The 24,734-nt window shown below is 66.2% G+C and carries 21 protein-coding genes and 1 pseudogene; 10 read left to right on the forward strand and 12 right to left on the reverse strand.

Features of this window, described 5'->3' with window-relative positions; all coding sequences use genetic code 11:
* Positions 1-115: 115 nt before the first annotated feature.
* On the reverse strand, positions 116-553 hold the full coding sequence (locus M2351_RS31995) for a tyrosine-type recombinase/integrase (RefSeq protein WP_264660042.1): 438 nt from the start codon (positions 551-553) through the stop codon (positions 116-118).
* A gap of 22 nt (positions 554-575) precedes the next feature.
* Here M2351_RS31995 and M2351_RS32000 point away from each other — a divergent pair, with 22 nt between their 5' ends.
* Complete coding sequence (locus M2351_RS32000) at positions 576-1,211, forward strand: hypothetical protein (protein ID WP_264660043.1); 636 nt, start codon at positions 576-578, stop codon at positions 1,209-1,211.
* 83 nt (positions 1,212-1,294) lie between these two features.
* Entirely contained in the window at positions 1,295-2,323 is a 1,029-nt protein-coding gene (locus M2351_RS32005) for an IS110 family RNA-guided transposase (RefSeq protein WP_264660044.1), read from the forward strand.
* Positions 2,324-2,877: 554 nt separating this feature from the next.
* Here M2351_RS32005 and M2351_RS32010 read toward each other — a convergent pair.
* A complete protein-coding gene (locus tag M2351_RS32010; protein ID WP_264660045.1) occupies positions 2,878-3,846 on the reverse strand; it encodes an IS5 family transposase in 969 nt (322 codons plus the stop codon).
* Positions 3,847-4,053: 207 nt separating this feature from the next.
* Between M2351_RS32010 and M2351_RS32015 the strand changes: the two genes are divergently transcribed.
* The gene (locus tag M2351_RS32015; RefSeq protein ID WP_264660046.1) at positions 4,054-6,090 is read left to right on the forward strand and encodes a PAS domain-containing hybrid sensor histidine kinase/response regulator; all 2,037 of its coding nucleotides are present in this window, start codon (positions 4,054-4,056) and stop codon (positions 6,088-6,090) included.
* A 151-nt stretch (positions 6,091-6,241) separates the two neighbouring features.
* On the opposite strand, the pseudogene M2351_RS45340 reads toward M2351_RS32015, so the two are convergent.
* Positions 6,242-6,521, reverse strand: a pseudogene (locus tag M2351_RS45340) (transposase); the annotation flags it as partial.
* 39 nt (positions 6,522-6,560) lie between these two features.
* Positions 6,561-7,475 carry a YihY/virulence factor BrkB family protein gene (locus tag M2351_RS32020; protein ID WP_264660047.1) on the reverse strand — a complete coding sequence of 305 codons (915 nt, stop codon included), beginning with the start codon at positions 7,473-7,475 and terminating at the stop codon, positions 6,561-6,563.
* Positions 7,476-7,881: 406 nt separating this feature from the next.
* On the opposite strand from M2351_RS32020, the gene M2351_RS32025 reads away from it, so the two are divergent.
* The 4 genes from M2351_RS32025 (at position 7,882) to M2351_RS32040 (ending at position 12,465) form a co-directional block, all read left to right on the forward strand.
* The gene (locus M2351_RS32025) at positions 7,882-8,655 is read left to right on the forward strand and encodes a M48 family metallopeptidase (RefSeq protein ID WP_264660048.1); all 774 of its coding nucleotides are present in this window, start codon (positions 7,882-7,884) and stop codon (positions 8,653-8,655) included.
* A 58-nt stretch (positions 8,656-8,713) separates the two neighbouring features.
* Positions 8,714-10,528 (forward strand): Na+/H+ antiporter NhaA, encoded by a 1,815-nt coding sequence (gene nhaA, locus M2351_RS32030; protein WP_264660049.1) that lies wholly within the window; start codon positions 8,714-8,716, stop codon positions 10,526-10,528.
* Positions 10,529-10,805: 277 nt separating this feature from the next.
* A complete protein-coding gene (locus M2351_RS32035; protein WP_264660050.1) occupies positions 10,806-11,138 on the forward strand; it encodes a hypothetical protein in 333 nt (110 codons plus the stop codon).
* A 52-nt stretch (positions 11,139-11,190) separates the two neighbouring features.
* Complete coding sequence (locus tag M2351_RS32040; protein WP_264660051.1) at positions 11,191-12,465, forward strand: DUF6745 domain-containing protein; 1,275 nt, start codon at positions 11,191-11,193, stop codon at positions 12,463-12,465.
* A 116-nt stretch (positions 12,466-12,581) separates the two neighbouring features.
* Here the strand turns inward: M2351_RS32040 and nhaA (M2351_RS32045) are convergent, their stop codons facing one another.
* A complete protein-coding gene (gene nhaA / locus M2351_RS32045; RefSeq protein WP_264660052.1) occupies positions 12,582-13,760 on the reverse strand; it encodes a Na+/H+ antiporter NhaA in 1,179 nt (392 codons plus the stop codon).
* Positions 13,761-14,001: 241 nt separating this feature from the next.
* Positions 14,002-14,157, reverse strand: coding sequence for a hypothetical protein (locus M2351_RS32050; protein WP_264660053.1), 156 nt, complete (start codon positions 14,155-14,157; stop codon positions 14,002-14,004).
* Between the two features lie 57 nt (positions 14,158-14,214).
* Between M2351_RS32050 and M2351_RS32055 the strand changes: the two genes are divergently transcribed.
* Positions 14,215-14,865, forward strand: coding sequence for a hypothetical protein (locus tag M2351_RS32055; RefSeq protein ID WP_264660054.1), 651 nt, complete (start codon positions 14,215-14,217; stop codon positions 14,863-14,865).
* Positions 14,866-15,970: 1,105 nt separating this feature from the next.
* Here M2351_RS32055 and M2351_RS32060 read toward each other — a convergent pair.
* A complete protein-coding gene (locus tag M2351_RS32060; protein ID WP_264660055.1) occupies positions 15,971-16,312 on the reverse strand; it encodes a hypothetical protein in 342 nt (113 codons plus the stop codon).
* Between the two features lie 1,164 nt (positions 16,313-17,476).
* Here M2351_RS32060 and M2351_RS32065 point away from each other — a divergent pair.
* Positions 17,477-18,379 carry a PAS domain-containing protein gene (locus M2351_RS32065; protein WP_264660056.1) on the forward strand — a complete coding sequence of 301 codons (903 nt, stop codon included), beginning with the start codon at positions 17,477-17,479 and terminating at the stop codon, positions 18,377-18,379.
* 10 nt (positions 18,380-18,389) lie between these two features.
* On the opposite strand, the gene M2351_RS32070 is transcribed toward M2351_RS32065, so the two are convergent.
* Positions 18,390-18,713: a hypothetical protein gene (locus tag M2351_RS32070; RefSeq protein WP_264660057.1), complete on the reverse strand. Its 324-nt coding sequence runs from the start codon at positions 18,711-18,713 to the stop codon at positions 18,390-18,392.
* A gap of 16 nt (positions 18,714-18,729) precedes the next feature.
* Here M2351_RS32070 and M2351_RS32075 point away from each other — a divergent pair, with 16 nt between their 5' ends.
* Positions 18,730-19,914 carry an IS701 family transposase gene (locus M2351_RS32075; protein ID WP_264660058.1) on the forward strand — a complete coding sequence of 395 codons (1,185 nt, stop codon included), beginning with the start codon at positions 18,730-18,732 and terminating at the stop codon, positions 19,912-19,914.
* A 459-nt stretch (positions 19,915-20,373) separates the two neighbouring features.
* On the opposite strand, the gene M2351_RS32080 is transcribed toward M2351_RS32075, so the two are convergent.
* The 4 genes from M2351_RS32080 to M2351_RS32095 all read right to left on the reverse strand — a co-directional run bounded on the left by M2351_RS32080 (position 20,374) and on the right by M2351_RS32095 (position 24,467).
* Positions 20,374-21,393 carry an amino acid ABC transporter substrate-binding protein gene (locus tag M2351_RS32080; protein ID WP_264660059.1) on the reverse strand — a complete coding sequence of 340 codons (1,020 nt, stop codon included), beginning with the start codon at positions 21,391-21,393 and terminating at the stop codon, positions 20,374-20,376.
* A 432-nt stretch (positions 21,394-21,825) separates the two neighbouring features.
* Positions 21,826-22,689 carry an IS5 family transposase gene (locus M2351_RS32085; protein WP_264660060.1) on the reverse strand — a complete coding sequence of 288 codons (864 nt, stop codon included), beginning with the start codon at positions 22,687-22,689 and terminating at the stop codon, positions 21,826-21,828.
* Between the two features lie 324 nt (positions 22,690-23,013).
* Entirely contained in the window at positions 23,014-23,700 is a 687-nt protein-coding gene (locus tag M2351_RS32090; RefSeq protein ID WP_264660061.1) for a hypothetical protein, read from the reverse strand.
* Positions 23,701-23,702: 2 nt separating this feature from the next.
* The gene (locus tag M2351_RS32095; protein WP_264660062.1) at positions 23,703-24,467 is read right to left on the reverse strand and encodes a ParA family protein; all 765 of its coding nucleotides are present in this window, start codon (positions 24,465-24,467) and stop codon (positions 23,703-23,705) included.
* Between the last annotated feature and the right edge of the window lie 267 nt (positions 24,468-24,734).

The following is a 24,734-nucleotide window of genomic DNA, read 5'->3' on the forward strand; positions in this document are numbered from 1 at the left end:
GAGGCATGCTCCTGGTGGGAGTGGAAGTGCTGGACGGGATCGCTCTGGTCACCATCGTCAACCCCTGGTGAACGCGCTGTCCGCGGCCGTGTTCCAGACGAGCACATAGTCGAACTCACGCCGTCGCGCGGGCCGCCACGCCGGCGCGGGCGAGCAGCTTGCGGAAGGTGGCCGCGGTCATCGGCGCCTTGCGCTCGGAGACGAAGACGTAGGGCGTGTCCGGGTCCTCGCGCATCAGCCGGCGCAGATCCCGGATCTCCGGGCCGCGCAGGGGATGGGGGCTCGCCAGTCCGTTCTTGCGGCGGCACACGTGCAGGAGCCCTTGGCGCAAATCCACCTGCTCGCGGCGCAGACCGACCAACTCCGAAACCCGCAGTCCATGGCGGAAGGCGAGCAGGATCATCGTGGCGTCGCGGTGGCCGTGGCGGCCGAGCCGCCGCGCCGCGGCAACCAGCCGCTCGATCTCGGCCGGGATCAGGTGTTCGCGGCTACGGCGCTGGGCATTGCTCGAGTTGCGTTGGCAGGCAGTGGACCGTGCAGCGGCCCGCTGCAAGAGGCACCTGCGCCCGCTTGCGATGGCGTTCGACGTTTCGGCCGCGACGGCGGACAGTCCCTGGCTCGCGGCCCTGGCGTGGATGAAGGGCGTATTTTCTCGCCAGCAGAGCCTTGCCCAAAGCCCCCTCGGCGCGATCCCGGAGAACACGATACCCGAACGCCTGCGCCCGCATCTGCTCGAGGTCGATAAGGATGGCAAGCCGACCGGCCTGCGCGGGGACCGCTACGAATTCTGGATTTACCGGCAGCTCCGCAAGCGCCTCGCCACCGGCGAACTTCACCTGGACGACAGCATCCGCCATCGCCGTTTCGGTGACGAGCTGGTCGCGTCGGACCGGGCGGCCGCGGTGCTCAGGGACCTCGACAGTCCCTGGGCGCGCCAACCCGTGGACGCGACGCTCGACGGCCTGTGCACGGACTTGCATCGGCTTTTGCTGACCTTCGACCGCGACCTGCGCCAGGGCAAGCTCAAGCACCTCGACTACGACGCCGAGCGCAAGGCCCTGGCGTGGCGCAATCCCGGGATGGACAAGGAGGACGCGCTGCAGGCCGCCTTCTACGCCAAGCTGCCGGCGCGCGGCGTCGCCGACGTCTTCCGCTTCGTCGACGAGCGCTGCCGGTTCCTGGCGGCGCTGACCCCGCTGCAGCCCCGCTAGACTTTGATGAGATGGACGTCCCCCGTTTTCGGCACGGCAGTGCCAGATAACGGACAGGTTCATCTCATGACGGGAGTTGTGCCATGACTGCGGCGTTTATCGGTCTCGATCTGGCGAAGTCGGTGTTCCAGGTTCACGGCGTCGACGTCCACGGCAAGGTGGTGACGACCAAGCGGCTGCGCCGGGATGCGATGCTGGTGTTCTTCGCCACCCTGACGCCGTGCGTGGTCGGGATGGAGGCTTGTGCCGGGTCGCATTTTTGGGCGCGCGAGATCGCCCGGTTCGGCCACACGGTGCGCCTGATGGCGCCCCAGTACGTCCGGCCCTACGTGAAGCGCCACAAGACCGATCGGGCCGACGCGGAGGCGATCTGCGAGGCCGTGCAGCGGCCGAGCATGCGCTTCGTGCCGGTCAAGACCGAGCAGCAGCAGGGCACCCTGGTGGTCCACCGGGTGCGCGAGGTGCTGGGCGCCCAGAAGACGCAGGTGATCAACGCGTTGCGTGGGCACTTGGCCGAGTTCGGCATTGTCGCGCCGCAGGGGGCCGGCAAGGTTGCCGAATTGACCGCCGTACTGGCCGACCCGGAGGACACGCGGATTCCCGCCCTGGCCCGGGAGGTCCTTCAAGGCTTGGTCGACCACCTGCGCGACACGGAACGGCGGGTCGGCGAATTGGACGCTCGGCTGGCCGAGCAGGCCAAGGCGGATGAGGTGTGCCGGCGGCTGATGACGGTCCCGGGCATCGGGCCGGTCACCGCGACGGCGCTGGCCGCAACGATCGGCGACGCGACCGTCTTCGCATCGGGCCGCCACTTGGCGGCGTGGCTCGGCCTGGTGCCGCGCCAGCACTCGAGCGGCGGCAAGGAGCGCCTGGGCGGAATCTCGAAGGCGGGCGACGGCTACCTGCGCCGGATGCTGGTGAATGGCGCCCGGACGGTGATGCGCTGGCAGGGCAAGACCGCGCCCTGGCTGGCCGGGCTGCTGAGCCGCCGCCCCTTCAACGTCGCGGTGGTAGCTCTGGCCAACAAGCTGGCCCGCACCGCCTGGGCCGTGATGACCCGTGGCGAGGACTACCGGCGGCCCGGCACGGCGGCCGAACCGGCTGCGGCGTGAGACGGCCATGGGCGCGACGGCTTCCCCCCGTGATCCCGACCGGCGGCAGGGTAGCACCGTGCTCGCTCGGGCAAGGCCATGCCGCCTTCGGCGGTGGCCCTGGCGGGCCAGCCTTGCCCTGCGTTGTGCGCGGTGCTTTGGGCAAGGGCAGGTCGGGACGAAGAGGTGGTCCCGGCAGTCGAACAAAGAGGTTGGACGATGAAACGACAATGATCAGGGCCGCGCTGGTCACCGGATCGGCGACCTGAGCGCAGGACGACAAGCTCTCCTTCGGTTGCGAGGGCGATGGACGATGTGATGGCACAACAGGTCGGACCGGGATCGACCAAGCCCGTCTGCAACAACGAGCCGACGAGCTCGAGACTTTGATTGGGCGTCGATCCGCGGATCTCATCAAGGCCAGCAGCTCGCGGGCTGCAACCGTAGGCCGGATAGATGGCAGCAACCGACTTCTCAAGCCGCCATGTCGAAAAACGCTCTTGCAGGGCGGGGGGCGTCCATAGATGTTGCAGCGAGGTGACTTCGGCCGCAGGAAACCTTTCCCGGCCTTCTGATTACGCGACGCGGACGGAGTCCGGGCGTCCGAGGTCGAGCATGTGGTTCAGGACCCGGACCGCGATGGCGATCTCGGTGTTCCGCCGATCCTCGGTCCGGAACCGCAGGGCATCGCCGATGACGCGTTTCCAGCGGCTGAAAAACGCCTCGACCCGCGCGCGGACGCTGTACCGGGACGATTTCTGCCAGGCCATGCGCCCGTGCTCGGCAATGTGCTGGAGGTGCCGGTCACGCTGCGTCGGGTTGGTCGCGGCATTCGCGCTCGGCACCGCCGTGGAGCGGGGCGGTACGACCACGGCGGCGTCCGGCGTGTGCGCCGCCACGGCTTCGGTCACGCCGGTCTGGTCATAGGCACCATCGGCCACGAACGCGGCGAGGGGCTCCTCGATCTGAGCCAGCAGCGGGCCAACCTGCGAGGCGTCATCGACATCGTGATCGGTCACGGTCGCCGCCAGAATCCGCCCGGTGGCGGCGTCGAGCCCGACGTGCAGCTTCTTCCAGGCGCGGCGACGCTGGGCTCCGTGCTTTGCGACCAGCCACTCGCCCGGCCCGCACAGCTTCACGCCCGTGCTGTCGACCAACAGCTCCACGGCTCCGGCCGAGGAGACCGGCACGCCCGGCAAGCGCACGATCTTGGCGCGCCGGCTGAGGGTCGAATGATCCGGAATGGCCAGCTCTACACCGAGCAGCCGGACGATGGAGCCGACCAGCCCTTCGGTCTGGCGCAGCGGCAGCCGGAAGACAGCCTGCAACGTCAGGGCCGCCGTGATCGCCAGGTCCGAGTAGGTTTGTTGACCGCCCGGCGTGGTCCGCGTCTCCGCCCGCCAGCGCGCGACGGCCTCCGGCGTGAACCAGACCGTCAGGCTGCCGCGCGCCCGAAGCCCGGCGTCATACTCCGCCCAGTTGCGAATCCGATGCCGCTGCTTCGGGATGCGATGGCGACGCGACGCGTTGGTTTTGAACGGCATGGGGCGGAACAGCGCACGGAAGGAGGGGGAATGTCCCTTCCTACGCCCTCATCCCCAGTTCGGCAACGGGCAGCCTCGATGCAACAAGGTCCCAAACCGGCGCCACTTTTGGAAGGTGGCCCCCCTCCGTACGGCTTGCTGGTTACTCCTACGTTGGGCACAATGTTTGACCAGACAACAATGCTGTAGCCGGAAGGCCCCCGCCCCGTGAGACAGACGTCGGCCAACGTCGAACCCGATTTCCGCATGCTCTTCGGTGCCGTTCCCGGCAATTGCCTGGTGTTGACGCCAGGTCTGACGATCGTTGCTGTCACCGACGCGTATCTGCGGGCCACGCGCACGCGGCGCGAGGTCATACTCGGCCGGCCCTTGTTTGAGGTGTTTCCCGACAATCCTGCCGATCCCGACGCGACCGGCGAGCGAAACCTGCGGGCCTCGCTGGAGCGTGTGCTGCGGAACCGGTGCCCGGATGCCATGCCGGTGCAGCGGTATGACCTGCCTCGACCGGCCGCCGAGGGCGGCGGCTACGAGGAACGGTACTGGAGCCCGGTCAACACGCCGGTGCTGGATGCCAGCGGTGAGGTCGCTTGGGTCATCCATCAGGTCACGGATGTAACGGAGGTCGTCCGGCATCGGACCGCTGAGATCAACCCCGATCAGTTCGCCGCCAAGCAACAGCAGATCATCGACGGCCTGCGAGCCGCGAACGCCGCGCTCGCGCAGGAAACGGAAGAGCGCCGCCGGGTCGAGGAGGCGCTGCGAGCGAGCGAGAAGCGCTTCCGGCACATGGCCGACCATGCGCCGGTGATGGTGTGGGTTACCGATCCCGATGGAACCTGCACCTACCTGAGCCAATCCTGGTACGCCTTCACCGGCCAGATGCCCGAGACCGGGTTGGGCTCCGGCTGGCTCGATCCGATACACCCGGATGACCGGGCGGCCGCCGAGCGCGTGTTTCGCGAGGCCAACGCCCGGCGGGAGGTGTTCCGCATCGAATACCGGGTGCGCTGGGCGGATGGCGCGTGGTGCTGGGTGATCGACGCCGCCGCGCCGCATTTTGCCGATGACGGAGCCTTCCTTGGCTACGTCGGCTCGGTCATCGACATCACCGCCCGCAAGGAGGCGGAAGAGGCCCTGCGCCAAGCCAAGGAGGACGCCGAACAGGCCAACTTGGCCAAATCGACGTTCCTGGCCGCAGCGTCGCACGATCTGCGCCAGCCCATGCAGTCTCTCCTGCTGTTTCTGGACGTTTTGAAGCCGCATGTCGCCCCTAAGGGGCAAGAGGCGCTGAAGCACCTTGGCCATGGGCTGGACGTTCTCCGCGACCTGCTGGACAGTCTGCTGGACATCTCGCGCCTGGATGCCGGTGTCGTTCAGCCGAACGTCGAGGACGTCGCGCTTCGCCGGCTGTTGGATGAGATTGCCGCAGCTTACGCTCCCATCGCCGCGGCGAAGCGCTTGGACCTGCGGGTCGCGCCATGCCATGCGGTGGTGCGCAGCGACCGCACGCTGCTCGGCCGCATGCTGCGGAACTTGGTCGAGAATGCGTTGCGCTACACGCCAGGGGGCCGGATCAGCATTGAATGCCACGGCACCGCGGACCGCCTCCGGATCGCGGTGTCCGACACCGGGATCGGCATTCCCCCGGAGCACCTGGACCGGATCTGGGAGGAGTTCCACCAGGTCGGCAATCCGGAACGCGATCGCAACCAGGGTCTCGGCCTGGGTTTGGCCATCGTGCAGCGCCTGTCGGCCCTCCTCGACCACCCCGTCCACGTCCGCTCAATCGAGGGACACGGGTCGGTGTTCAGCGTCGAGGTGCCGCTCGGCCAAGCGCCACCACGGTGCGCTCCGGCGCCGGTCACCGAGGTGAAGGGAAACGGCCGGTTCGTCGTTCTGGTGGACGACGACACCATGGTTCTGCTCGGCTTGAAGGCCATGTTCGAAGCCTGGGGTTATGAGGTGCTGGCGACGGGCTCCGCTGATCAGGCCCTTGCCCATCTCCAGGCCTCTGGCCGGCGCCCGAGTGTCGTTGTGGCGGATTACCGGTTGCGCGAGGGACGACGTGGTGTGGATGCGATCTTGCGCATTCGCGAACTGTGCGGTTCCGACGTGCCGAGCATTCTCCTGACCGGGGAAACCGGGGCGGAGGTCCAGCACCATGCAATGGTGCACAACCTCGGCATCATCCACAAGCCGGTGACGTCGCGCCAATTGGCCATTACGCTCAATTCCCTTTTGTGAACGGAGATGCTCGGGCAGTTCCTAGGATTGCGCCGGCAGCCGGATGTCCGAGGCGGACAACGTCCGGTGCAAGCAGGCAGAACGACCACCGAACAAGAGGGTCACGAGGGTGCTGCCTTCGTGACCCATGAGAATCCATAACAGTTTCCCGGAACGTCATACCGAGCGCGACGCCGCGCTGCTGCACCAGATCGAGCAAGCGCTCCCACACGCCCAAGCGGGCCCAGCGGATAGACGTCCGCACCGCGACCCCAAGTCGGGCGGGATGGCGCGCCACTTGACTCCATTCGTGTGCCGCCAAACGATCGTCGTGACCGTGCGACGCAGTTCTGGGGTGGTGCCATACCGCACAGGCGGCAAGCCTTGATCAGCGGATGCAGAATTTCCCATTCCGCATCCGTCGGAACCTCGGTTCCATGCTCAACCGCTATCCCGCTCAGATGGGCACAGACCTCAAGCGCCGACCGACCCTAGTTGGCGCGTCCAGGTGCGCCATCATGGCGTCGGGAAGGACGATCGTTGCGCGCCCTGGCTTCGGCGTTGCCAATTCTCTGATTGGTGCTGTACCGCTTGAGCAGGACGTTGATCTCCGAACCGACAAGGATCACGAGCCCGGCGATGTACAGCCACAACATCAGGACGACCACGGCGCCGATGCTGCCGTAAGTCGCGTCGTAGTCGGCGAAACTGCGGGTGTAGAGCGAGAAACCAAGCGAGGCGACGATCAGCAGACCCACGCCGACCACACTGCCGGGGGTGATGAACATAAACCGCAGCTCGACGTTCGGCGCGTAGCGGTAGATCATCGCAAAGCCGAGCAGGAGCGCCAGCACGATGATGACCCACCGGAGCAGGGCGAAAAACGTGAGCAGAAGACCGGAGAAACCGAACCGGTTGCCGATCCAGTCCTGAATGATGCCGCCCAGCACCACCAGCGAGAAAGCGCCGATCACCAGCACGCCGAAGAGCACGCTCAAAACCAGCGCGGTCACCCGCGCCCGCACGAAGCTGCGGGCCTCCTTGACGTCGTAGGTGATGTTGAGTTGCTGCATGATCGCGTACATGCCGGTGGACGCGGCCCACAGCGTCGCCACCACGCTGAAGGACAGCAGGCCGCCGCGGCGCCGGCTGGTGACCTGATGCACGACCTGCGACACCAGATCGGAGGCCTCATTCGGCAGCGCCTCTTTAAGCAAGTCCATGATCGCCTGATCCACCCGGGGGATCGGCAGGTAGGGCAGGATGGTCATGGTCACGACCAGCGCCGGGAAGATTGCCAGCGTCAGGTAGAAACCAAGCGCAGCGGCGCCGTTGAACACGTTGTCGTCGCTGATCGACCGGTAGAGGTCGCGGATGAACCGCTTTGCGGAAACGCCATAGATCATCACCGCCTCCTCACGATGGCCGCCCGGCGACGATGCCGAAAACCGGGAGCCGGTTCGGGGGCCAAATGCCGTGTGCATGCGCCTGTCCGAAGCGATCCCGCTCCCTTCGGCAACGCCCGTGACCTTGCGGAGTTTCCCGTCGGGGGTCATTTCATGATCGGTTTCTCACGAGCCCAGATGGGGGACGGTTCCCATATGGCGGCACCGCCACGCCAAGGGTTTTCAACGATCCCGTGCAAAGGCGGACCGGCGATGTGGACGGCCGTGCGTCAGCGTTGCACCTCCGGCCTTTTCACCCGACGAATTCACCGTGAGCGAGACGAATGACGAGAGGGTTAGGGTCGGGCTCGGAACCGCCACGCGGCCTGGAAGTTGAGGCGGGCGGAAAACTTGCGGAGGGTTGCCCATGTCGAGCGAGACTGTCTGTCCCTTGCGCCTGGCGGCGGCACTGGCAGCGTGCTTGGCATTGGCCGGGTGCACCGGAAACGGCACCGGCCTGGGACTGAACCTTGTGTCGCAGGACCAGCTTGCGGATATGGGCCGGCAGGACTGGCAACGCCTGTTGGCGACAACCCCGACCTCCAACAACCAATCCTACCAGCGCCGGGCCGAGCAGGTGTCGATGCGCCTGCTGCGCGCCGCCGGCCTCAACGCCGGGGAGTGGGAGGTGCGCGTATTCAAGGACGACCAGGTCAACGCCTTCGCCCTGCCCGGCCAGAAGATCGGCGTCTACGAGGGCCTGTTCAACTACGCCAAGACCGACGCGCAGCTGGCCGCGGTCATCGGGCACGAGATCGCCCACAATCTGCAAGGCCATGCGGCCGAACGCGTCAGCACCCAGATGGCCACGGAGGCGGGCACCGGGATTCTCGGCGCCGTGCTGGGGGCAAGCGGGATTGGCGGCAGCGACTTGATCGCCGCGGCTCTCGGCACCGGGGCTCAGTACGGCCTGATCCTTCCCTATTCCCGCAACCAGGAGCTGGAGGCAGACCGCATCGGCTTGCTGATGATGGCCCGCGCCGGTTACGACCCGCAGGCGGCGATCGAGCTGTGGCAGAACATGAAGGAGGCGGGGGCCCAACCGCCGACCTTCCTGTCCACGCACCCCGGCACCGAGGACCGCATCGCCGCGCTGCAAAAACTGATGCCCGAAGCGAAGGCGGCCTACAAGCCAAGCTGATCGGATCACGGACGCCAAGATCACATCCACCGCGTACCGCGTTGAGGAGGATTGCTGGGTGGCAGATTTCCTGAAGCGGCGCCTCGATGCGAAGCGGGACTTTCTGTTCGGTGACCCGCAGGCAAAGTCCAGGCTGGTTTGGTACGTGGACTACACCTTCGAGCCTGCTCGTCGCGCCCGTGACATCTTGCGCCGTTCGGTCCACCGTTTCGGCCGCGAAGGAGCGGTCATCGCCATCCGGCAGAACCCATTGCCGCATCGCGCGCCCGAAAGCGAAACCGCCGCTCGTGCCGCCGTCGCAGCCGGTCGGCAGGGCAAGTTTATGGAGATGCACGATGCCCTGTTCGCACATGAGCACGCCTACAACGAGGCCGCCGTCGTCGCCCTCGCCGAGCGCGTTGGCCTCGATCTTGAGCGCTTTACACACGATTTGAATGCGCGCGAGACCGTGGAACGCGTCGAGCAGGATCGTGCCTCGGTGGTCGATGCGGGGTACCGTTCCGCCCCGATCCTCTTCATCGACAACCGTCTCTACAAGGGGGCATGGGACGAAGACGCGTTGATCGAGGCCTTGGAAAAGCCTCTCGGTGTCAAGCTTCGGCTGGCCAGCACCGACTTCTTCGAATGGGCAGCATCCGCCGGCGTTGTCCTGGTGCTGGCGACCATCGCCGCTTTGGCCTTCGCGAATCTCGGCGGTTACGGAGCATACGAGCACATTCGCGGCACGCCGATCGGGCTTTCGTACGGCGAGCGGGTGTTCACCCTGCCCGTGATGACGTGGATCAACGATGGCCTGATGGCAATCTTCTTCCTCATCGTCGGCATCGAGATCAAGCGCGAGTTGCTCACGGGCGAGTTGTCCGACCCGCGACGCGCCGCACTGCCGTTCATCGGCGCGGTTGGCGGCATGGCGATGCCGGCGCTGATCTATGCGGCGTTCAACTGGGGGCGTGGCACGATCGGTGGGTGGGGCGTACCGATGGCCACCGACATCGCGTTCACCCTCGGCCTCATGGCGCTGCTCGGCCGCAGCGTCCCGACCTCCTTGAAAGTCTTTGTCTCGGCGCTGGCGATCGTCGATGACCTGGGCGCGATCATCGTGATCGCGCTGTTTTACAGCGAAGGTTTGCACGTCTCCGATCTGGTCTGGGCGAGCGGCATGTTCGCCGTCATGCTCGGCCTGAATCGGGCGCGCGTCTACTCGTCCACCCCCTACCTCATTCTCGGCCTGCTCCTCTGGGGCTTCATTCACGAGTCCGGCCTGCACGCCACACTCGCCGGCGTCTTGACCGCGTTTGCCATTCCCTCCCGACGCAGTGGCGACGTGCGCGGCATTGCCGCGCAGACGGCCGTCATGTTCGATGCGGAGTTGCGTCGCACCGATGCGGGGCAGGATGAGCCGGCGGCGGTTCGTTCGACAACCTTGAGAATTCTTGAAAATGCACTCGCTCGGCTGCGCGAACCCGGCTATCACCTCCAGCATCGGCTGGAGAACTGGTCGAACTTTCTGATCCTTCCGCTCTTCGCCTTCTTCAACGTCGGCATTCCGATCACCGGCTCCGGCATGAGCCTGAACGCTCCAGAGGCGTTTGGCGTCATCGCGGGCCTGGTCGTTGGGAAGCCGCTTGGCATCCTGCTTGTGTGTTGGCTCGCGGTTCGGCTGCGCGTCGCAGCCTTGTCATCCGAGATCGGTTGGATGCAGATGCTGGGTGCCGGGGCCTTGGCCGGGGTCGGCTTCACCATGTCGATTTTCATCGCGGCGGCCACCTTCGAAGGGGCGCAGCTGGACATGGTGAAGCTTTCCATCCTTCTTGCTTCCGTCCTGTCCGCGGCCATCGGTGCCGCGATCCTGTTCACAGCGGCCAGGACGTGATCTCAGCGTGAGCCTGCGCTGAAGGCCCCCTGGACTCCGGTATGGGGACGCGGCGGTGAACCGCCTTCATTCCGATGGCCACGCGCCTGTCGGTCGCGCCTGTCGGTCGCGGGTGGACCATCACCGTGGCGTTGGTCGGCACCAACCGGGCTTGGCTTCCCGGGGCCTAGAACCGACAGGCATGTCCATCCGCACCGGTCCCCGCTCGGCGGACATGAGGTTTACACTGGCGTGCGGACCCTAGGTGTGCCGGTGCCGATCCGGCTGGGAGGGGGCGATGCACCGAGCAACACAATACCGCCAAGGCGATGTTCTTCTCGTCGCGGCTACCGACTTGCTGCCCGGCAGCCGGCCCGTGGAGCCGACCGACGGGCGGGTGATCCTCGCCCGTGGCGAGGTGACCGGCCATGCCCACATCATGGCGGCCGAGCGCGTGCGCTATTTCCGCGAGGATGAGACCGGACGCGGCTTCATCCAGGTCCACGGCCCTGGGCCGGTCGCGCTTCGGCACGAGGAACACGCCCCGGTCAACGTCGAACCGGGGCTGTACGAGGTGCGCCGCCAGCGCGAGTACCGGCCGCGCGTCCAAGCCGCCCTGGTTGCCGACTGAGCGATACGGCCAAAACTCGGCATGAGCGGTGGATTACCCGGACCCGACCACCATGGATGATGGGCTTCCCGCGCCTTGGCCGTTGCTGCCAAAGGGCGATCGCGTCAAGGCGGAGCAGAGCATCCGCGACGTCTATGATGCCGCGGGGCTGGCGGCGCCGCGGTTTCTCGTGTGGCTCGCCGGCCCGCGCGACGCCCACCGGGTGCTCGCCTGGGTCGCTTGGCGTCGGTGGGTGCTGTCGATGGCTCTGGTGTTGGGATTGGCCGTCAGCGTGGCTCCGCTGCTGACAACCAGCCCGGCAGGTCTGGGAGAAGCTGCGTCATCATCAACCCGCGTCCCGTGGATCGGCAGCGCCATGGTCCTGGCGCTCGCAGGCCTGATCGGCGGCTTGGACTGGTGCTGGCGGGACGTGCGGCACAGGGTTCACACCGCGCGGGGAGCATGCCTCCTCATCCTCCTGGGTGCGGCGACGGCAGCCCCTTTTGTTGTTCCCCAGCTGTCAGCCGTCAGCGCGGCGGGTGGCGGAATCGCCACCCTGGCTCTGGGCGGTCTCGCCACCCCTCCACCCGCCGGATCCGCGCCCCTGCCCCACCGCTTCGGGCCGCTGCTCAACGCGCGGATAAGCGATCTGCTGAAACGGGCTTCTCCTGGCCCACCGCTGCCGGACACGGCGTTGCACGCCATCGTGCGATGGCTGCGCGGCCGGTTGATGCCGGCACCGTTGTGTCCCGCCGAAGCGTGTTTCTCTGGTCAATCCACCACGGCCCCAGCCTGTCCACGCCCGTCCACAATGCAGCGGGTGGCGATCGGTTTGCTGAACCATGTCGGTGCCCTGTGGATGTATCGGAACGTGGCCCTGGTGTTGGCGCCACCAACTGAGTGCCACGTGAACGGCGAGGGCGCTCTGCACCATGGCACCGGGGCGGCGGTGCGCTGGGCGGATGGCACGGTGCTGCTGGCCATCGACGGCGAGGTCGGAGGCGATCTCGATCTGGACCTGGATCGCCTGTCGGCGGAGGCCGTTCGGCAGGAGCCCAGCCCCGCCTTGCGCCGCGTCCTCATTGAGTGCTTCGGCCCGGAGCGTCTGATGCGTGCACTCCGTGGTCACCAGATCGCTGAGGACGCCGCCGGTCAGCTCTGGTGCGCGCCGCAATTCGATGGTGAGCCGCTGGTGATGGTGCGGGTGCGGAACGCCACGCCGGAGCCCGACGGGCAACGCCGGGTCTATTGGCTGCGGGTGCCGCCCACCACAGCCACACCGCGTGAGGGCGTCGCGTGGACCTTCGGCCTGGATGCCGACGCCTACCGGCCGACGCGCGAGACATGACGCGGACGGACGACGCACACATCCCTTGGGGTGCTCCCGGCCGGTGCCGATGTCGGCCGTGCCGGGCCGCGCCCAGAAAAGCCGACATCGGTCCCACGCCGCCGTTGGCCGCCCATTCACGCCGTCTTGGCGGCGCTCAGTGCCTCACGCGGCGCGCGGCGCAGCACCAGCCAGCCGGCAAGCGCGGACAGCAGGGAGCCGCCGAGAACACCGACCTTCACGGCGTCCGCCAGCTCCGGGGCAGTCGGAAACGCCAGCGCGCCGATGAACAAGCTCATGGTGAAGCCGATGCCACAGAGCAGGGCCACGCCGTAGAGCTGCAGCCAGCTGGCCCCTGCCGGCAGGTCGGCCAGCCCGCTCCGGATGGCCAACCAGGAGGCGGCAAAGACGCCGCATTGCTTGCCGACGAACAGCCCGAGCGCGATGCCCAACGGCACTGGCCCGACGAGCGCCGACGGATCCAGGCCGGTGAACGACACCCCGGCGTTGGCGAAGCCGAAGATCGGGACGATGCCGAACGCCACCCACGGGTTGATCGCATGCTCCAAGCGGTGCAGCGGCGAGGTCAACTCGTCGTGCCGGCCCGGCGTGGGGTACAGCGGGACCGTTAGGGCCAAGGCCACGCCCGCCAGGGTGGCGTGCACGCCGGACGCCAGAACACACGCCCAGAGCGCCCCGCCGACGGTCAGGTACGGCCACAGCCGGGTCACGCCGAAGCGGTTGAGGGCGACCAGCACGAGCAGCGCCGCCCCCGCCAGACCGAGCGCGCCCAGCGACAGGTCGGCGGTGTAGAACAGCGCGATGATCACCACCGCGCCCAGATCGTCGAGGATGGCCAGAGCCGCCAGGAACACCTTCAGCGAGGCCGGCACCCGCGGCCCGATGAGCGAGATGATGCCCAGCGCGAAGGCGATGTCGGTCGCCGCCGGGATGGCCCAGCCGCGCAGGCCGACCGGGTCGCTCGCGTTCACCGCCGCGTAGATCACCGCGGGCGCCAGCATGCCGCCGGCAGCGGCCAGGCCGGGAAGCGCCCGCCGCGGCCAGGAGGCCAGCTGCCCGTCCAGCATCTCGCGCTTGATCTCTAGCCCCACCAGCAGAAAGAACATCGCCATCAGGCCGTCGTTGATCCAATGCAGCACAGCCAGGCCCGCCACCGGGGCGTGGAGAGCAGAAAAGTACAGGGGAGCGAGTGGGGAATTCGCGACCACGAGGGCGAGGGCTGCGGCGGCCATCAGCAGGAGGCCGCCGGAGGCCTCGCTGTCCAGGAAATCGCGAAGGAGGGACAGAGGGCGCATCCGCCTCCGGTCTTTCTGGTGTGTCATGCGGCACAAGATCCTTTTGTTGCAACAGCACGCGTAAGGCGCTTCCCGTCAGGCGGACCGCGACGAGCGCGGTTGGGCGGTCACACGGGGCCAAGCCTTGGCCGGATCCGCACCATCCGCAAGCCCCCCGGGCCGACAGGCTGATTGGGAAGGCCGCCCATCTGAGCGGATCACCGGCGGAAACGCTGCAATTCTTTTTTCAAAGCGCACGGGATTAAATAAGCGCGTTGTGCGTCAGCGCGCCCGGACGAAGAAAGGTTGGGCCGGCTTGCTGATACAGCGCACCGATGCGCAAGGAATTCAGGAAAATCTCATTCGGCACGGGAAACAAGCGTTTATCCAGAACTGAAGTTTTGCTTCCATGAGCCATTGGCTCGGTCCGCTCTTGCTTGCTCCGACCGAAGTCACGCAACGGCAGGGGGAGCCCATGACCGGGATCATCATCAACCCGCGCGGCGCGAGTGGTGCGGGGAAAACCGAGTTCGTGCGCCGCATCATCGCCGACTACACGCGCGAGAACGGCGGTCGCCTGGAGCCCGTCAATCGCCCGGGACGGGAACGGCCGATCGGCTATCGCCTGCCCCACCCGCGCGGCGGGCGTCCGCTCGCGGTGCTTGGGCATTACGGAGGCGTTCGGGGCGGCTGCGACACCATCGGTCTTGGCGATGGCGGTTTGGACGCGGCCTTCCGGCTTGCCGACGATTGCGCGTCCAACGGGCACGACGTGCTTCTTGAAGGCCTGCTGCTCAGCCGCGAGCGCGTCCGGACGGCCATGCTGGCTGAGCGTCATCCGCTCACCATTCTGCGTCTCGGCACACCGCTTGAGCAGTGCATCCGCAACGTCATCGCCCGCCGACGCGCCGGCCGGACCACGTGGCCGCGCATCGCACGGACCGTTGCGGAGACCAGCCGGGACATCGAGGATGCGTGCGCTGCGCTTCAGGACAACGCTATCGTCATGACACTCGGCTTCGACGCAGCCCTATCGTACACCCGCGGCCTGCTCGGGGTGCGGGGAGAGGCCGTAGCGCCACTACCGTCGATCATCGCCGCTGAGCACCACGATGGCGCAGCGTGAGGGCCGGTGCCAGCGAGCCCTCCGCAACCGGGCAGAACACGGAACATGGAACCGGTCAGCCACCCTGCCCGCGAGGTGGCACTGCGCACGTCGAGGAGAGCGGCCAAGCCCCCGAATAACCGGGGGCTCGCTCATGCGCCGCGCTCAAGGGCCTGTCCCCTCCCCCGTTCTGAACGGTTCACGCCAGAACGGCTGAACGCACCGCGAGGCCGTCATACCAACGGCGCTTGATCACTTCCGGTATCCAGAGGAGCGGACAAGGCCGAAGCCTAAAGAACAAGCCAAGTCACATACCGGAACTGTTCACCCGCCGTCCGTATCAGTCGGACGCGGCTATGAGATCGGTGGCGTGGCGGATTGTTTTGGCTTGCCGCTGCGCGAGAGGGCCGATAAAGAAGGAACAGCGGCCGGAGTCTGGGAGGAAACGCCCCCAAAAAAACGGGCAGATCGCGCCAAGCGACGATCAGAACGACAATGCGGCGCTGCGCCAAATCCAGCCTGCAACGGCTGGATTTGGCGTTTCTGGGCGCACCGCCTGGAAATTGCCACAGCCCTGCCGGCTTTTTCTCGCTGCCCTCCTACCCCTTTCGATGTACGATCCGAACCGTCGCTCCGCCAGCGACACATCACGGGCCAGCGATGTCCGGCACGCCCAATGCCTCTCCCACACATCGCTGGCCTCTCCTCCCCACAAACCGCTGAGCCCACGCTGGCCGCCGCATACGATCCCACGTGCGCATGGGCTTGCGGCCATCTTGGCGTGGCTGGGCGTGACGAAGAGGAACTGCAAGGCCGACCTTTGCATGTGGTTTGAGAGCCGACCGACCGACACCGCGACGAACGAGGTGCGCGGGCCGTTCCTGTTGCTTTCCATGGCCCTCCTGTAAAGCGCCACGGCCGTCAGACAACAGCTTTTGAGCCCGCGAAACCGGACCGCTCGGCTGGCGTCATGCGGGTTGCGATCTTGCTGTCGCTGGTGCCGGTCGCTCCAACGCGTACGTGCCCGCCAGCCCCTGCCCGGCTCTCATATCTCAGCGCCGCCGGCTTCTACAGGATATCGCCCGACGTGTTCGTGCGCGGCTCGGCGGAACGACCGGCAACAGCTTTACCATTGGGTCCCGGAGGGGTTGGGCAATGATTGCCGCGTCATGCTCTGCCCCATACCGCGCTCATTCGGCGACGTGGTCCGGTTGTCCGTCCGGCTTTGTCCCGTGCCGTAATAAGTCGAGGTGCTGCTGCCGGACCCCGCCTCAGTGGCGTCGCCAAGGGAACGCCGCGTCATGCTCTGGCCCATGCCGCGCTCATTCGGTGAGATGATCTGGTTGCTCACGCCAGAGTTGCCGGAGGAGGCTCCAGAAAACCCGGTGCTGCTTTGATCGTTCATGCCCGACGCGCATCCGGCGAGCAGGAGCATCATTGACGCAGTTGCGACGTTCACGTAGCGCATATCCAGTTCCAATCTTTACGGATGAAGATCTGGCGGTCTTCGCGAAGCGGAAACGCAGTGAAGGTTCCGGCTTATCGCGAGACGCCGAGTGGACAACTGCGCTCTTTCAAGACGGTTCCGGAAATTTGGTATTGGCGTGGGGGTGCCGGATCGCGTGTTCAAGCCGATGAATGCAGTCCTCTGGCGCTGAGAACCACCAGCGCGATCCCCGCGCCATGGTGCCGACCTGATGGCATTCACCGTGGATGCACCGGAAGGTGAGGCAACGCGTCCCAGTCCTTCGCCCTGTGGCGTAAGTACAAAAAGGACTGCAACGCGGTGCTGCGGGCGGAGTTGTCTCGCATGGGGTTCACCAGGATCGCCAGCAACAAGGGAAATCCACAGCGGAGTAATGCACGAGGACGCACAGCCACAAGGAAAGGGAGAAACCGTGCCTGCACCCCAAGGAGCGCTATGGCGAGCAGGAGGGTGCCTGGCGGACCGAACGCCAAGGCAACTCTGCGGCTCGCCATTGGCGATTTCGGCCGCATGCGCGGTCGCGGAAAAGCCCGATGTTGAGCGACGGCCCAGGTCTGACGCATGGCGCTGCCCTTTCCGGACAACCGCATTCAAGGCTTGAGACTTTGCAGACCGGATACCCGGAATGAACTTCGTCCGAACGGATGTGGCAAAAGAAAGGGGCCGCCTGTCGGCGGCCCAGGTGCTCTCTATGGACCCTGCGCGAATCGAAGAGAAATCTAGTCAAAGCACACATTGTTTGTGCAACTGGCAAAATAGCCTATGCGGTCAGGTCCCACAGAGCCAACCGTCGCCCTGGGGGCGCGTGGACCCGGAGAGAGTGTCCGCTCACCAGCAGGGCATCGCTGACGGGCGCCGGCATCCCATGTGGTGGCCTGGGCTCGCCCGATCACTGGCAGCAGATGGGCCGACACATGATCCGGCCCTGCCAAAGATTATCAAAATTTCGCAAATTGTTAACATCATGGTAAATAGCTTCACAATCAGGCTGCCATGCAGCGACACTTGCGATTCCTTTGCCAGGGCCAGCATGAAGTGTTTTTTAGATCAACCGCCACGGCATCTTGCGTTCCTGTTGCGAGCGGAAGCACACGGCGACGCTGGTAAACATCTGCGGGATTGCTAAAGAGGGAAGGCTTCGGGCCCATGCGGAAGAAGAACGGGAAAGAGCTACCGAGAAACGCTGATCCCGGGGATATGCCGGTCCGAAATGTCGAATGTAAGGACTTGCCGGATCGGGCAACGCACGATGTTCGAATGGCGGCAAGCACGGCAGATGCCGAAACCGTGGCCTTGCTCAACGCGGATCTCCGGCGCGTCAACGCGGACCTCAAGGAGAGCCGAGCCAAGCTGAAGGCAAGCGAGGCCCGGCTTCGCACGGTTCTGGAAAGCGCCACGGAATACGCCATCATCACGACTGATCTTCAGGGCCACATCTCCGGGTGGAACGCCGGTGCGTACAACATCCTTGGATGGTCCGAAGAGGAGGTCATTGGCCGCGATCTGGGCCTCCTCTTCACACCGGAGGATCGTGCACTTGGGATTCCGGAGCGGGAGATGCAAACCGCGCGGCAGGCGGGTCGCGCCGAAGACGAACGTTGGCACCTACGCAAGGACGGTCGCCATTTTTGGGGTCGGGGTATGGTGACTCCGCTCGGCGACAGCGGCGCCCAAGGCTTTCTCAAAATTTTGCGCGACCGCACGGAGGAGCGCGCGGCCGCGGAAGCGGTCCAAGCGGCCAACCGCCGTGCAACGGACATCCTGGAGAGCATCAGCGATGCCTTTGTCGCCCTCGACCGCGACTACCGCATCACTTACCAGAATCGGCAAAGTGAGCGGATCAAAGGCATTCCGACACCAGCGGTGCTCGGCAAAACGGCCTGGGAAGCCTGGCCAACTTCTGTGGGAACGCCGGTCGAAGCCGCTGTCCGGCGCGCGATGGAGGCGCAGGTGCCGGTCGAATTGCAGCACCGGTACCAAGATGACCAGGTGGACGCCTGGCTTGAGTTCAACATCCACCCGACCTCAGCTGGGCTTTGCACGTTTTGAGCGCTTGAGGTTAGGCGTTGATCCAGAAGAAGCCCTCGGTGGCGATGAAGTCGAGCGCCTCGTCGAGCGGCATGATGACGGACCCGAAGTCGCCGGGAGCGGCCCAGGCATCGCGACGCCACCAGAGCACCTGAACCGTATCGTCGCGTCCGGTCGGGCGTAGGCGAGCCAACGGCCCGCCGGTTCGGCGGCTGTAGAGCGTGTAGCCGCGATTGGCGCGCACCACCTCGACCCCGCCGTGCGGAAAGGCGAAGGCCGCGATGCGCTCGCGCAGCGCGTCGCTTTTGGCGGCCGTCGTGATCTCCTCCTCCGGCACGGGTTGCCGTGGCGCCATCCCTCGGAGCGCCCTCATGGTCAACACGGTGCCGCGCCCTTTGGTCCAGTGGCTTTGGCCCTTCATCGGCTGCTTTTCCGCCGCGACCTGGCACCACGTCCAGGTGCTGGTCGCCGGGACCGTGCTGTGTCCCGGCCGGCGCACCGTCACGGGTGCGCTGCGCGTCATGGGCCTGGAGCAGGCCAGCGGCTTCGCCGTCTATCATCGCGTGCTGAGCACCGCCCGCTGGTCGGCCCGGCGCGTCGCCCGCGTGCTGCTGCACCGCCTCGTCAGCGCTCTGGTGCCGCACGGACCGGTGGTCATCGCCCTTGATGACACCATCGAGCGCCGCTGGGGCAAACGGATCGCCCTGCGCGGCATCGACCGTGACCCGGTGCGCTCCAGCCACGGCCACTTCGTCAAGGTCAGCGGCCTACGCTGGCTGCCCGGCCGGACCGTGATCGCCGTGGCCGACAGCAGCTTTTCGGCCATTGAGCTGTTGCGCGCCGTCGCCGCGCACGTCAACGTGATCACCCGCCTGCGCCTCGATGCCGGGCTGTACGAGCCGGCCCCGGCGCGCACCGCGCGGACCCTGGGGCGGCCGCGGGTGAAGGGAGCGCGGCTGCCCACGCTGAACGAGCGGCTGGCCGATCCGGCGACCGCGTGGCAGCGGGTGACGCTGCGCGGCTGGTACGGCAAGACGGAGCGGCGGCTCGACCTCGCCTCGGGCACGGCCATTTGGCATCACCCCGGCCGCCAAGTGGCGATCCGCTGGGTGCTGGTGCGTGACGGCGAAGGCGAGAAACCGCCGCAGGCGTTTCTGAGCACCGATCCCGCCGCCGACCCGGTGGCGATCCTCGGCTGGTTTGTCCAAAGGTGGCGCGTCGAGGTGACGCTGTCCGAAGTCCGTCGCCACCTCGGCGTCGAGACGCAGCGGCAGTGGTCCGACCGGGCGATCCTGCGCACCACGCCGGCCCTGCTCGGGCTGTTCTCGCTCGTCACGCTGTGGGCGGACCGGCTCGCCGCCGACCGCGGGCTCCGGCTGGATAGCGTCCGCTGGTATCGCAAGGCCGAGCCCACCTTCAGTGATGCGCTCGCCCTGGTGCGCCGCGAGCTGTGGACCGCGCCGACTTTCGCAACGTCCCGGCAGGACCGCGACAACGCCGAAATCCCGACCAAGCTCCTGGATCGGCTCATTCACGTCGCCTGCCGACCGCCCTAAACGTGCAAAGACCAGCTCAGTAAAGGTAGGAGAAACTCACAAGGCGGTGTTTGTCGAAGTTATCTCTCCATCTTCGAGCATCATACAAACCCCAGAAGCGCGACGGTCATAATTCAGGGAGAGTTTTTTTGGGTAACGGTACATTTCAGCGATGATACTGATCGGGTTTGATGCGTCGTCAGACCACATGGAAAGGCCCTGCTGGTTGCTCACATGACCAGCAGGGCCTACCGACAAGTTACCCTTGATCGGTCGTTTGCTGTTGGGAGGCGTGACGATTCAAAGCCCTCCGTGCGGTTGATCCTGCGCGTTCAACACGGCTAACCCAGACAGGGTTCCGCCCTCTCCTAACAGAGTAATGCATACCTGTCCGAGCGGCAGAATCGGAGGAACTCCGCCCCGTGCGGCGCTTGCTTTGGGCCGGAACTCATAGTCCGATATCCGAATGGGTGACCGGCCTCACTCTCCCAGCGGCGGCGCGTAGAGCAAGCCGCCGTTGATCCACAGGGCGTTCGGTCCGCGCTCGATGCCCAACGCGGAGCCTTTGCCCAGGTGGCGGTCGTAGATTTCGCCATAGTTCCCCACCTGCGTGATCACCCGCCAGCCCCAGGCGTCATCCAGGCCGAGGCCCGAGCCGAAGCCGGGCCTGCCGCCCAGCAGTTTGCGCACCTCCGCGTCGTCGGAGGCTTTCATCGCCTCGGCGTTGGCCGCGGTGATGCGTTTCTCCTCAGCCAGGACGGTGGCGAGAACGACCCAGCGCACGATGTCGAACCATCGTTTGTCATCGGCGCGCACCATCGGCCCGAGCGGCTCTTTGGAAATGACCTCGGGGAAGACAACATAACCATCACCGTTCGGCGCGTCGTCCAGGCGCTTGCCGTACAGCCCGATGCGGTCGTTGGTGATGAGGTCGCAATGGTGATTGAAGAAGGCCGACAGAGCTCCATCAGACGAGCGTGTCCGCTTCGTCGCGAGCGGCGTGCCGGTTTGGGCCAGCCAAGCCTCCAAGTTGCGCATGCTGGTCGTGTGTTCGACGACACAGACGGAGACGGTCGTTCTGGCGGCGAGCTTCGCCAGGTCCATCAGGCTCGCGATGCCCGAAGAGCGGTGGGCCATGAAGCTTTGCCCATCATAGAGATACACCACCGGGAAATTGACGCCGAGGGTGGTGTCGCGTTGCTGTGTCCAGGTGGTGGCCCCCATAACCACGTCCACCTCGCCGCGGCGCAGGACGTCAAAGCGGTTGGCCGAGGTGACCTCCACGAAGTCCACCCGGTCGGCGCCGCCAGCGACAGCGGCGGCGAGCGCACGGCACATGTCGGTGTAAAAGCCCTCCCAGCGCCCGGACTGGTCCATGGTGGACAGGCCGCGCCCGCTGGCGGTCACGCCACAGCGCAGGAGGCCCGCATCGTGCACGCGCTCCAGCGTGCCCGCTTCCGCTGGCTCACCAACACACAACAGCGTGCCAACGAGCAGCACCGCGAGAGACCGAGCCGACCGCATCCCCTTCGCCTTTTCCGGGTTGAGAACCGAGTTGTCTCAGTGTGACATTGCCGAGCGAGACTCGAAACCGCGATCCGGAGGAGGCGGTTGCTGCCGATGAGAGGTCCAGGGCTCAGACGCCCGGCGGTACTCACGGTCGGCACCGTTCTCGCCGCACTCCGGTTCAAGGTCGGTCCCCCAGGAAGTCGCCTTCCGCGCGAACCACCGCAGGAGCCCAAGCGGCTGGCCGTCGGATCGGGCAGATGCGCCCCAGCCCGGACTTCTGCGAATACTGGCAGCGGTTTACCTCTCACACATCGCTCAGCGATGCGCTGATGGCGTCAGGCGGATCTTCGATCCGCTGAAAGCCGACTTTGCGGGTCGCTGCCACCGCCCTGATTTTCGTCGTTTAGAAGCTGTTTGTAGATGTCATGGGCTGACGGCGTGGGCGGTGAGGCGCTTCAGGCGCCGTGCGAGGATTGAGACGAAGGCGATCTCGACGAAAGCGACGAGGTGCTCCTTCGTCCGCTCGACGATGATGTTCAATCGGCGGTAGCGAGCGGCCCAGGCGAACGAACGCTCCACCGCCCAGCTGATTCCAACTGGGATGAAGGTCCCGTTCCGACCGCGGGCGATCGCCTTGACGGTGATGCCGAGGTCTTCGCCGACCTTGGCCAGGCGCTCGCCGCGATAGCCGAGATCGCCAATGGCTGGTCCTTGGAAGCCTTTCCCGACGAGCTGGCGCAGCACCGGCACGATGCCCTTGGTATCGTGTACATTGGCCGGGGAGGCATCAACCGCCAGCGGGAGGCCGTATTTCTCGACCGCGATATGGACCTTCACCCCACGGATCTTCTTGCCGCCGTCGACGCCCCGCGCGAAGCAGCTTGGGGCCGAGCGGCAGGTCCGGCTGTCGATCACGACGGTGCTCGGCTCGGGCGTGTCGCCGCACGCCACACGCCAGGTCCGGCGCAGCCGGTCGAGCAAGCGGCGCCACAGCCCAAGGCGGGTCCAGCGGGCAAACAGGGCGAAGAGCGTGCCGAAGGGGATGCCCGAGAGCTGGCCGATGGCCCGCCATTGCATGCCGCAATAGCACACGCACCAGACCGCCATAATCGCCTTGCGCAACGCCGCTCCGGTCAACGGCGGCTTCGGCCCGGGTCGCGTCGGCCGCCTGCCGTCCGCGGCCATCGCCGCCAGTTCGGTCAGCACCTCATCCACGAAGGCGTCCACGTCGGTAAACGCGTCCCACGCCGCCGGCGTGGTGCTTGCGGGACGAACGGCGGTGCCCATAAGCTGCTGGTCCGACAGTTGTTGACGAAGGTCACAGCCCTACCAGACCATCCGCCCGGCGCAAATCCCCTCTTCAGCTTAAAGTAGCATCTCGCTCCGCGCCGGCCGGGATGACCCTGCTACAAACATGCTCTCAGATTCCGCCGACTTGTGGAGCGCGGTCGCGCAGCGTGCCGGGCGAGCCCGGGGTTGCGTTCTCCTGCTCCGGCGACGGGCCGCCGTCATCCTTCTCGCAGAACCAGGCGCCCTGAGAAGGGTAGGGCCGTGCATGAGAGGGCCCGCCGCCCTCACCGGACAGGCGGGCCTTTTTGTCCGTCGCCGTTTTCAGTCTGCGATTTCGACAGCCTCGGCGTCGATGACTTCGCTGCCGAGTTCGGCCTCGATCTGACGAAGCTCCTCGGCCAACTTGCGCTGCATGGCGACGATCTGCTCCCGGCGTTTCGCCAGTGCGCTCCGGCGCTCAATGACATTCTGCCGGACGGTGCGCTTGAAGTCATCGACCTCACGCCGCTTTACGTCGGCCCGCACGAGGTTCCGGGACTCGGCCAGCCGGAACTCTTCGCTGCTCAACGTGACGAGCATGTAGGCGACGGAGTAGTCGCCGGGCAGACGATCCTCCGGTAACCGGCCACCGTCCACCGCTTCGGCCACCGCTTTCAGCTTGTAGGCGATGCCCCGCGAGAACGGGAATTCGTCGCCATTGACCATCGAGAAGTAGCGATCCTTGCCGAGCTTCTGGTGGGCGAGGACCAGGTAGCGCCCGATTGCCAGGAAGTGGGCGGAGGCCGCCTGCCATAGCCGGGCGATCTCCGCGGCAAACTCGGCCTCCGACCGGGCATCCATTACGGCCAGACTGACCGCCTGGAAGCGTTCGTCGTTGATCAGCCCTGTAGGGGGCAGGGCCTCCGCTTGCCCAGCGCCGTCCGCCAGCATCTGCGCGGCCTGACGCTTCGACATGGCCAGGGGTGCAGTGCCAGAGGTGCTCGCGGTTGACTTGGTCGCCTTCTGCATTCTCAGAGCCCCAGCTGATTGCGCAGGAAATGCCACACCGCCTGAATGTCGTCCGCCCCTGACATCCCGCGGACCTCGAGCACGCTGACGCCAAGGCGCGCCGCGTTGTCGAAGTCGGTGTACTGCGGCACTTCGATGGGACAGAGCAGACCGGCCTTATTCAGATCGCGCTTGGCGATGTCTAGACTTTTGGTCGCCGACTTGTTGATGCGGTTCAGAACGAACGCGCCGGGGCGTCCGAGGGTCCGCACGAACCCCATCCAGGCGGCCACAGACTCGGTGTCCGAAATGCTGGGCTGCGACGGCACGAGCACGTAGTCGGCGGCGGTGATGAGCGCTTTGATTTGCTCCGGGTGATCCTCAACCCCCGGCGGGGTGTCGATAATCAGCAGGTCGTGGTCGGTGACCTGATAGACCTCGCGCGGCGAGGCCATTTGGCCCTCGTAGAGCTCGATCTGCGTCGCCAGACTGTCCGGCCGACGTTCCCACCACTTCTTGAGGGTCTTCTGCCGGTCGAAGTCGGCCACCGCAACGTTGAACCCCGCCATCGCGGCGGCGACCGCGAGGTTCTTCGTGAGCTCCGTCTTGCCACAGCCGCCCTTCGGGCTGGTGATGAGCACCCTCTTGATGGCGCGCTGCAGCGCCGGGGTTTCGGCCGCACCGGCGGCCTCCACGGCCGAATTTTGGGTCTTCTGGTCCTTCTTGGTCGTCCGCCGTTTGGCGGGGCGGGCGTTGGGCCTCTCAATGACCTCAGCGTCGACAGTCATGTTGTCCCCTCGCGGTTGTCTCCTGGCTTGTGTAACGAAGCCCGGATTCGCCGTGAAGTGACCGTGTGCGGATTATCGCTGTTTTTGACCGGGAACACAGGCGAGTGTGTCCGCGAGGACACCAAGCGCTCGCATGCGAGCGCTTGGTGTCCCAGTTTCGGCGCTCGCATGCGAGCGCCTGCCAATCCGTCACCGCTGCGAAAGGGGCGTGAACCGAATCAGGCGTTCGCATGCGAGCGCCTCTCTTGGGCGACTCGGGCCGGTGTT

It is taken from the genome of Azospirillum canadense (assembly GCF_025961225.1).
Classification (GTDB): domain Bacteria; phylum Pseudomonadota; class Alphaproteobacteria; order Azospirillales; family Azospirillaceae; genus Azospirillum; species Azospirillum canadense.